Genomic DNA, 7,932 nt, shown 5'->3' on the forward strand with positions numbered 1-7,932 from the left:
GCCCTATGGGCACCCCCGAGCCGCCGCAGCCCGGCAGCACCACGCTGTACCGGTCCGGGCGTCGGCGCCGCCCGCGCAGGCGGGATCGGCGGGACCGGCGGGGCCGTCGCCGGCTGAGCTGGCCGAAGCGGATTCTGCTGGCGCTGCTGACCCTGGTGGTGCTGTTCGTCGCCTTCGCCGCGGGGCTCTACCTCTGGGCGGGCACGCAGGTGCACACCGTCGGCGCGCTCGCCGGTTACGAGGGCCGTCCGGCGGCCGGGAAGGGCACGGACTGGCTGCTGGTGGGTTCCGACAGCCGTTCGCATCTCACCGCGCGGCAGCGCAAGGAACTGCACGTCGGCAACGACGCGGGGCTGAACACCGACACGATCATGGTGCTGCACTACGGCGACAGCGGCCCGTACCTGGTGAGCCTGCCCAGGGACTCGTACGTGCCGATCCCCGGCCACGGCAAGAACAAGATCAACGCGGCGTACGCGCTGGGCGGGCCGAAGCTGCTGACGCGGACCGTGGAGCAGGCGACGGGGCTGCGGATGGGGCATTACGCCGAGGTGAACTTCCTCGGTTTCGTCGATCTCGTCAACGCGCTGCACGGGGTGCGCATCTGTCTTCCCCAGCCGCTGCGCGACGAGAAGTCCGGGGCCGACTTCGGCCGCGGCTGCCGGGACATGAACGGCAAGCAGGCCCTCGCCTACGTCCGCGCCCGGTACAGCGATCCCGAGGGTGACCTGGGACGGGTCAAGCGGCAGCAGCGATTCCTGGGCGCGGTCGCGGACCGGATGCTGGGCGCGTCCGTGCTCCTCAATCCGTTCCGGCTGGTGCCCGTGGTGGACGCGGGGCTGTCGGCGCTCACTGTCGACAAGGGTACGGGCGTGTGGGATCTGGGCAGGATGGGCTGGTCGATGAAGCAGATCGCGGACGGCGGGGGGCGGAGCGTGACGGTGCCGGTCGCCGGTCCCGGTCAGGACCGGCCCGGCGCCGGTGACGTGCTGGTCTGGGACGAGGCGGGGGCGCGGCGGCTCTTCGACGCGTTGCGCGCCGACAGGCCGATTCCGACTTCTGGCACCAATTGACGCATCCTTGACTGGTGGAGTGGGCGGAGTGTCGCGTTATGGGCACTTCGGCTGATCCACAAGGATGTGCGCCGGACCGCGTTACATGCCGGACAAAAGGGGCTTGAAGGATGAGTGCATCGATGTCTCCCCACGGTTTCGCTGTAGTGCGGGGCCGCGGATACCGGATCGAACAGGTCGACCGCGCGCTCGGCGACGTCTCCCACGAGCGCGACACGGCCTGGGAGCGGGCAGCCCGGCTGACCGTGCTCGCCAAGGAGATGGAGGCCGAGGCGGAACGGCTGCGCGAGGTCGTCGCCAACCTCGCCCCGCAGACCTATGAGAGCCTCGGCGGCCGGGCCGCCGACCTCCTCGCCATCGCCGACGGGGAGGCCGCCGGGGTGCGCGGCAGCGCCGAGGCCGCCGCCGAGGAGCTGAGCGGCTCCGCCGCCGACCACGCCCGCGCGGTCCACGACGCCGCGGCCGCGTACTCCGCGTCCGTACGGACCGAGGCCGAGGAGTGGGCCGAGGAGGCCACCGCGGCGGCCCAGCACATCGCCGACGACCTGCGCGCCGAGGTGCGCCGCGAGGTCAAGGACCGGCGCGCCGAGTCCCTCGCGGCGCTCAAGGACATGCGGCAGCGCACCGCCGAGACCCTCGCCGAGCAGGAGAAGGACCACTCCGAGCGGTGGGACGCGGCGGGCCGGGAGCTCGCCGGGCACGAGGCGGACACGGACGCGCACATCATGGACCTGGAGGAGTACGGGCGGCGGGTGCTGGCCGAGTCGCAGCGCGCGTACGCGGAGGTCGAGGAGTCCATCCGGCACGGCCAGGAGGACGCCGAGGCCCAGGCCGAGTCGCTGGTCTCGCAGGCCCGGTCGCGGGCGGAGCGCGTGGAGCGGGAGACGGAGCGGGTGCTGCGCGAGCACGAGGAGGAGCGCGACGAGCTGCGCGCCCACATGGTGCACGTCCGCAGCAGCCTCGCCGCGCTGACGGGGAAGGCGGTCCCGGACCCCGAGCCCGCGTCCGCCGAGGCGGGCGGCGGCTCGCACGACGCCGGGACGGTGCCCGGCCCCGCCTCCAGCTCGGAGTCCTGACGGCGAGCCCTGCCACGGGGCGGTGGGGACTTACGGGCGTGCGGGCAGCGGGGGTTTACGGGCAGCGGGGCGTACGGACGTACGGGAAGGGGCGCGCGTACGCCCGTACGCCGTCCCCTCGCCCGTACGCGCCCTCAGCCCGCCCCTACGCTCCTCAGCCGTCCTCCTCCGTCCGTACCGGGAAGCGGCGCGGGGCCAGGAGTACGAGCGTCAGGAGCGCGACGAGGGCCGCGCAGCCCGCGCCGAGGTAGACGTGGTCGACGGCGGTGGAGACCGCGTGGCGCAGGTAGTCGGCGGTCCGGGCGGTGAGGTCCGCGGGGTGGCTCAGGGCGCGGGCGACGGAGTCGAGGTCGTCCGGCATGCCCGGCCGTATCGCGGCGGGGGCGTCGGCGAGCCGCCCGGCGAGCGTGGCGTTGGCGACGGCCCCGAACAGCGCCGCGCCGACGCTCTGGCCGACCTGGCGGCAGAAGAGGATCGAGGCGGTGGCGGTACCGCGCTCCGACCAGCCGACCGAGGACTGGACGGCGATGATCAGGGGGAGCTGGAAGAGGCCGAGGGCCGCGCCGAGCGCCAGCATCAGGAGCGCCGGCTGCCAGGCCGCGCCGCGGTAGGGGAGCAGCGGGAACGCGAGGAGGACGACGGTGGCGCAGGCGATGCCGATGAGGGCGCAGTTGCGGAAGCCGGTGCGGGTGTAGACGCGGCTGCTGAGGGCGGAGGAGATGGGCCAGCTCAGCGTCATGACGGACAGGACGAATCCGGCGGGTATGGGGCCGAGGCCCAGGACCGACTGGGCGTAGGTGGGCAGGAAGACGGTCGGCGCGATCATGAGGAGGCCGAGCGCGCCGAGGGAGAGGTTGACGGCGGAGATGGTGCGGCGGCGCCAGACCCAGCCGGGGATGATCGGCTGCGCCGCGCGGCGTTCGATGGCGACGGTGGCGGCGGCGCACAGGGCGCTGGCGGCGAAGAACGCGGCGGAGGGGGCGGAGAGCCAGGGCCAGGCGACGCCGCCCTGGACGAGCGCGGTGAGCAGCAGTCCGCCGCAGGCGAAGATGGCGAGCGCGCCGGGCCAGTCGACGCGCGGGCGGGCGGTGCGGGTGCGGGCGGTGCGCGGACGGGCGGCGCGGGTGCGCTGGGGCTCGTGGAGGTGGCGGGCGACGAGCCAGAGGGCGACGGCGCCGACGGGCAGGTTGACGAGGAAGATCCAGCGCCAGTCCGCGTATCCGGCGAGGAGGCCGCCGAGGGCGGGGCCCGCGACGGCGGAGACGGCCCAGACGGTGGAGAGCTTGGCCTGGATCTTGGGGCGTTCCTTGAGGGGGTAGAGGTCGGCGGCGACGGTCTGGACGGTGCCCTGGAGGGCGCCGCCGCCGAGGCCCTGGAGGACGCGGAAGGCGATGAGGGCGGCCATGTTCCAGGCTGCGGCGCACAGCAGCGACCCGGCCAGGAAGACGGCCATGCCGACGACGAGGACGGGTTTGCGGCCGAAGGTGTCGGAGAGCTTGCCGTAGACGGGGAGGGTGACGGTGACGGCGAGCAGATAGCCGGAGAACAGCCAGGAGAAGACGGAGAAGCCGCCGAGGTCGCCGACGATCTGCGGGATGGCGGTGGAGACGATGGTGCCGTCGATGGCGGCGAGCGCCATCGCGAGCATCAGGGCGGCGGCCACGGGGGCGCGTCTGCTGGGTGACGCTCCGGCAGCCGCCTCGGGTATCGCCGCCGATTGCGCTCGCCGCTCGGTGCCGCTCACCGTGCCCCCTCCGTCGAACCGCTGGTCCGTGTACGACCCACACTTCCACGTGGGGGCGGGGCGCGGTACCGGGTATCGGGGGCAGTCAGGGCGCAGGAGGCGTACGTTCCGCCGCGACCGGACGCCGGCCGTCCCTGAGGCGGGGGTCGTCCACAAGGTCCCTTCCCCTAGGGGTAGTTACGCAATTGGCCTGATTCCGTGTTCGTACCGGCGGATGACGAGCCGGGCCGCCGGGCTCCCTAGCCTGTTTGACGAGCGGCCCGGTGCGGGCGGCTCCCGCGGTTCTCAAGGATTCGGCAGTGGGGGGCCGGGCGCCACCGGCGAAGGGTGGTGCCCGCACCACCGGCAAGAGGCATGCGGGCACCATCGTGCGCCCCCTGTGATGCGAGCACGCTGATGTACGTACGCCCGACTCCCCGCTCCGGGAACCACGGCGGCGCCACCGAACCCCGATGACCCTTGTCGCCGCAGCGCAGGCGGCGGGGCCGGGCGTACCGAAACAAGGAGACATACTGTGACAACGGCTGTATCGATTCCCAGGGCCGGGGGCGACGGAAGGCGTACGGCCGTTGCGGCGAGCGCGCGGCAGGTCACCAAGGCGTACGGCGCGGGCGAGACGCGGGTCGTCGCGCTCGACAGCGTGGACGTGGACATCGCCCGAGGGCAGTTCACCGCCATCATGGGCCCCTCCGGCTCCGGCAAGTCCACGCTGATGCACTGCCTGGCCGTGCTCGACACCGTCACCTCCGGGCAGATCTGGCTCGACGAGACCGAGATCACCGGGCTCAAGGACAAGAAGCTGACGCAGCTGCGCCGGGACCGGATCGGCTTCATCTTCCAGGCGTTCAACCTGCTGCCGACGCTCAACGCGCTGGAGAACATCACGCTGCCGATGGACATAGCGGGCCGCAAGCCGGACCGTGCGTGGCTGGAGCGCGTGGTGGGGACGGTGGGGCTGGCCGAACGCCTCAAGCACCGGCCGAACCAGCTGTCCGGCGGCCAGCAGCAGCGGGTCGCCGTGGCCCGCGCGCTCGCCGCCCGGCCCGAGATCATCTTCGGCGACGAGCCGACCGGGAACCTGGACTCGCGGGCCGGCGCCGAGGTGCTCGGCTTCCTGCGGCGCTCCGTCGACGAGCTGGGCCAGACCATCGTGATCGTCACGCACGACCCGGTGGCCGCCTCGTACGCGGACCGCGCCCTGTATCTGGCCGACGGCCTGATCGTGGACGAGATGTTCCATCCGACCGCCGAGATGGTGCTCGACCGGATGAAGGCGTTCGACGCGCGGGGACGGGTGTCGTGACCGTTCTCAAGACCTCGGTGCGCAACTTTCTCGCGCACAAGGGACGCATGGCGCTCTCCGCCGTCGCCGTCCTGCTGTCCGTGGCGTTCGTGTGCGGCACGCTCGTCTTCACCGACACCATAAACGCGACCTTCGACAAGCTCTTCAACACCACCGCCTCGGACGTCACGGTCCAGCCGAAGTCCGAGAAGGACGACAAGGACGCGCAGCGGACCGGCCGTCCGGAGACGGTCCCGGCGAGCCTGGTCGGGCGGCTGAAGAAGGTCGACGGCGTACGGTCGGCGGTCGGTTCGGTCTCCACCGACAAGGTGGCCCTGACCGACGCCGAGGGCGACAGCCTCAGCCCGACCTCCGGGGCCCCGACCATCGCCGGCGACTGGGGCGCCGACGAGAAGAAGCAGATGGAGATCGTCAAGGGGCACGAGCCGCGCGGTCCCACCGAGTCGCTCATCGACGCGGACACCGCCGAGAAGCACGGCGTGAAGCTCGGCGACCGGATCAAGACCGTCTCCGTGACGGGCACCATCGAGACGACCGTCACCGGCATCGCCGAGTTCACGACCACCAACCCCGGCGCCGCCATCGTCGACTTCGACTCCGCCACCGCGCGCACCGAGCTGCTCGGGTCGGCCGCCGCGTACTCCGCGGTCCAGCTGACCGCCGCCGACGGCGTGAGCCACGAGCAGCTCAAGAAGGCCGTCGCCGACAGCCTCGGCGACGGTTACGAGGTGCGGACGAAGGAGGAGAGCGTCAAGGACGCCGCCGCGCAGGTCGGTTCGTTCCTCGACGTCATCAAGTACGCGATGCTCGGCTTCGCCGGGATCGCCGTCCTCGTCGGCGTCTTCCTCATCGTCAACACCTTCTCGATGCTGGTCGCCCAGCGCACCCGCGAGATCGGCCTGATGCGGGCGATCGGCTCCAGCCGCAAGCAGGTCAACCGGTCCGTGCTCGTCGAGGCCCTGATGCTCGGCGTCGTCGGCTCCGCCCTGGGCATCGCGGCGGGCGTCGGCCTCGCGGTGGGGCTCATGAAGGTCATGGGCAGCGTCGGGATGAAGCTCGACACCTCCGAACTGACCGTCAAGGCCACCACCCCCGCCATCGGCCTGGCGCTCGGCGTCATCGTCACCGTCGTCGCCGCCTACCTCCCGGCGCGCCGGGCGGGCAAGGTCTCGCCGATGGCGGCGCTGCGGGACGCCGGGACCCCGGCGGACGGCGCGGCGGGGCGCGTACGGGCCGCCGTCGGCCTGCTCCTCACGGTCGTCGGCGCGGCCGGGCTCATCGCCGCCTCGCAAGCGGATACGGCCTCCCAGGGCGCGCTGCTGCTGGGCGTGGGCGTGCTCTGCACGCTCGTGGGCTTCGTGGTCGTCGGCCCGCTGCTGGCCGGGCTGGTGGTGCGGGTGCTGAGCGCCGTCGTGCTGCGGGTCTTCGGCCCGGTGGGGCGGATGGCCGAACGCAACGCGCTGCGCAACCCGCGGCGTACGGGCGCCACGGGCGCCGCCCTGATGATCGGGCTCGCGCTGGTGGCCTGCCTGTCGGTCGTCGGCTCCTCGATGGTCGCCTCGGCCACCGACGAGCTGGACAAGACGGTCGGCGCGGACTACATCGTCCAGTCCGAGACCGGGCAGCAGCTCACCCCGGCGGCGGAGAAGGCCGTCGCGGAGTCGCCGGGCCTGGACCACGTGTCCCGCTACAAGAACGTCAACGCGAAGATCACCTCGCCCGACGGGAAGACCGTCAAGGACGAGCTCGCCGCCGCGGACCCGACGTACGCGCGGGACTTCAAGGCCGAGACGGTCCAGGGCGACCTGTCGGCCGCGTACCGGCCCGACTCGATCTCGGTCGGCGACGACTACGCCAAGGAGCACGGCGTCAAGATCGGCGACAAGCTGGGCGTCGCCTTCGCGGGCGGGCGCACCGCCCAGCTCACGGTGCGCGCCATCACCTCCGGCGACAGCGCGATGGACGGCGGCGCGAAGTACCTGGGGATCGCCACCGTGCAGCGGTATCTGCCGGCCGACAAGCTGCCGCTGAGCTCGATGATGCTGGCCACGGCCAAGGACGGCCAGGAGAAGGCGGCGTACGGCGCGCTCAAGGCGAAGCTGCACGACTACCCGCAGTACAAGGTCCGCGACCAGGCCGACTACAAGAAGACCCTGGAGGACCAGATCGGGCAGTTGCTGAACCTGGTCTACGGGCTGCTGGCGCTGGCGATCATCGTCGCGGTGCTGGGCGTCGTGAACACCCTCGCCCTCTCCGTCGTCGAGCGGACCCGCGAGATCGGGCTGATGCGCGCCATCGGCCTCTCCCGCCGCCAGATGCGGCGCATGATCCGCCTCGAATCGGTGGTCATCGCCCTGTTCGGCGCGCTGCTCGGGCTCGGGCTCGGCATGGGCTGGGGCGCGACGGCCCAGAAGCTGCTGGCGCTGGAGGGGCTCAAGGTGCTGGAGATCCCCTGGCCGACGATCGGCGCGGTCTTCGCCGGGTCGGCGGTCGTGGGGCTCGTCGCGGCGCTCGTACCGGCTTTCCGGGCGGGGCGGATGAATGTGCTGAATGCCATCGCCACGGAGTGAGGTCAGCGTTTTCGCTGCCGCCGGAGTCGCTCGTTGCGGGCCGGGGCCGGGCGAGCGGCCCGGCCGAGCCGTACGAGCAGGTGAGACTCCCCGCGCCGGTCTGGCGGCCGGTGCGGGGGAGGCGGGCGCTCGGGGGATCCGGGCCCGCCCGGGTAGAGGGCCCGTG

General features: G+C 72.6%; 5 protein-coding genes. 4 read left to right on the forward strand and 1 reads right to left on the reverse strand.

Annotated features, from left to right (window positions below):
- Nucleotides 1–5 precede the first annotated feature (5 nt).
- On the forward strand, nucleotides 6–1,073 hold the full coding sequence (locus tag ACFU99_RS24785) for an LCP family protein (protein ID WP_384395478.1): 1,068 nt from the start codon (nucleotides 6–8) through the stop codon (nucleotides 1,071–1,073).
- Nucleotides 1,074–1,195: 122 nt separating this feature from the next.
- Nucleotides 1,196–2,149: a cellulose-binding protein gene (locus ACFU99_RS24790; RefSeq protein ID WP_384395470.1), complete on the forward strand. Its 954-nt coding sequence runs from the start codon at nucleotides 1,196–1,198 to the stop codon at nucleotides 2,147–2,149.
- Between the two features lie 154 nt (nucleotides 2,150–2,303).
- On the opposite strand, the gene ACFU99_RS24795 is transcribed toward ACFU99_RS24790, so the two are convergent.
- Entirely contained in the window at nucleotides 2,304–3,893 is a 1,590-nt protein-coding gene (locus ACFU99_RS24795; protein WP_384395472.1) for an MFS transporter, read from the reverse strand.
- 514 nt (nucleotides 3,894–4,407) lie between these two features.
- On the opposite strand from ACFU99_RS24795, the gene ACFU99_RS24800 reads away from it, so the two are divergent.
- Entirely contained in the window at nucleotides 4,408–5,196 is a 789-nt protein-coding gene (locus ACFU99_RS24800; RefSeq protein ID WP_384395474.1) for an ABC transporter ATP-binding protein, read from the forward strand.
- Nucleotides 5,193–7,766, forward strand: coding sequence for an ABC transporter permease (locus tag ACFU99_RS24805; protein ID WP_384395476.1), 2,574 nt, complete (start codon nucleotides 5,193–5,195; stop codon nucleotides 7,764–7,766). Before ACFU99_RS24800 ends, ACFU99_RS24805 begins: the two co-directional genes overlap by 4 nt.
- Nucleotides 7,767–7,932 lie beyond the last annotated feature (166 nt).

It is taken from the genome of Streptomyces sp. NPDC057654 (assembly GCF_042800135.1).
Taxonomy (GTDB): Bacteria; Actinomycetota; Actinomycetes; order Streptomycetales; family Streptomycetaceae; genus Streptomyces.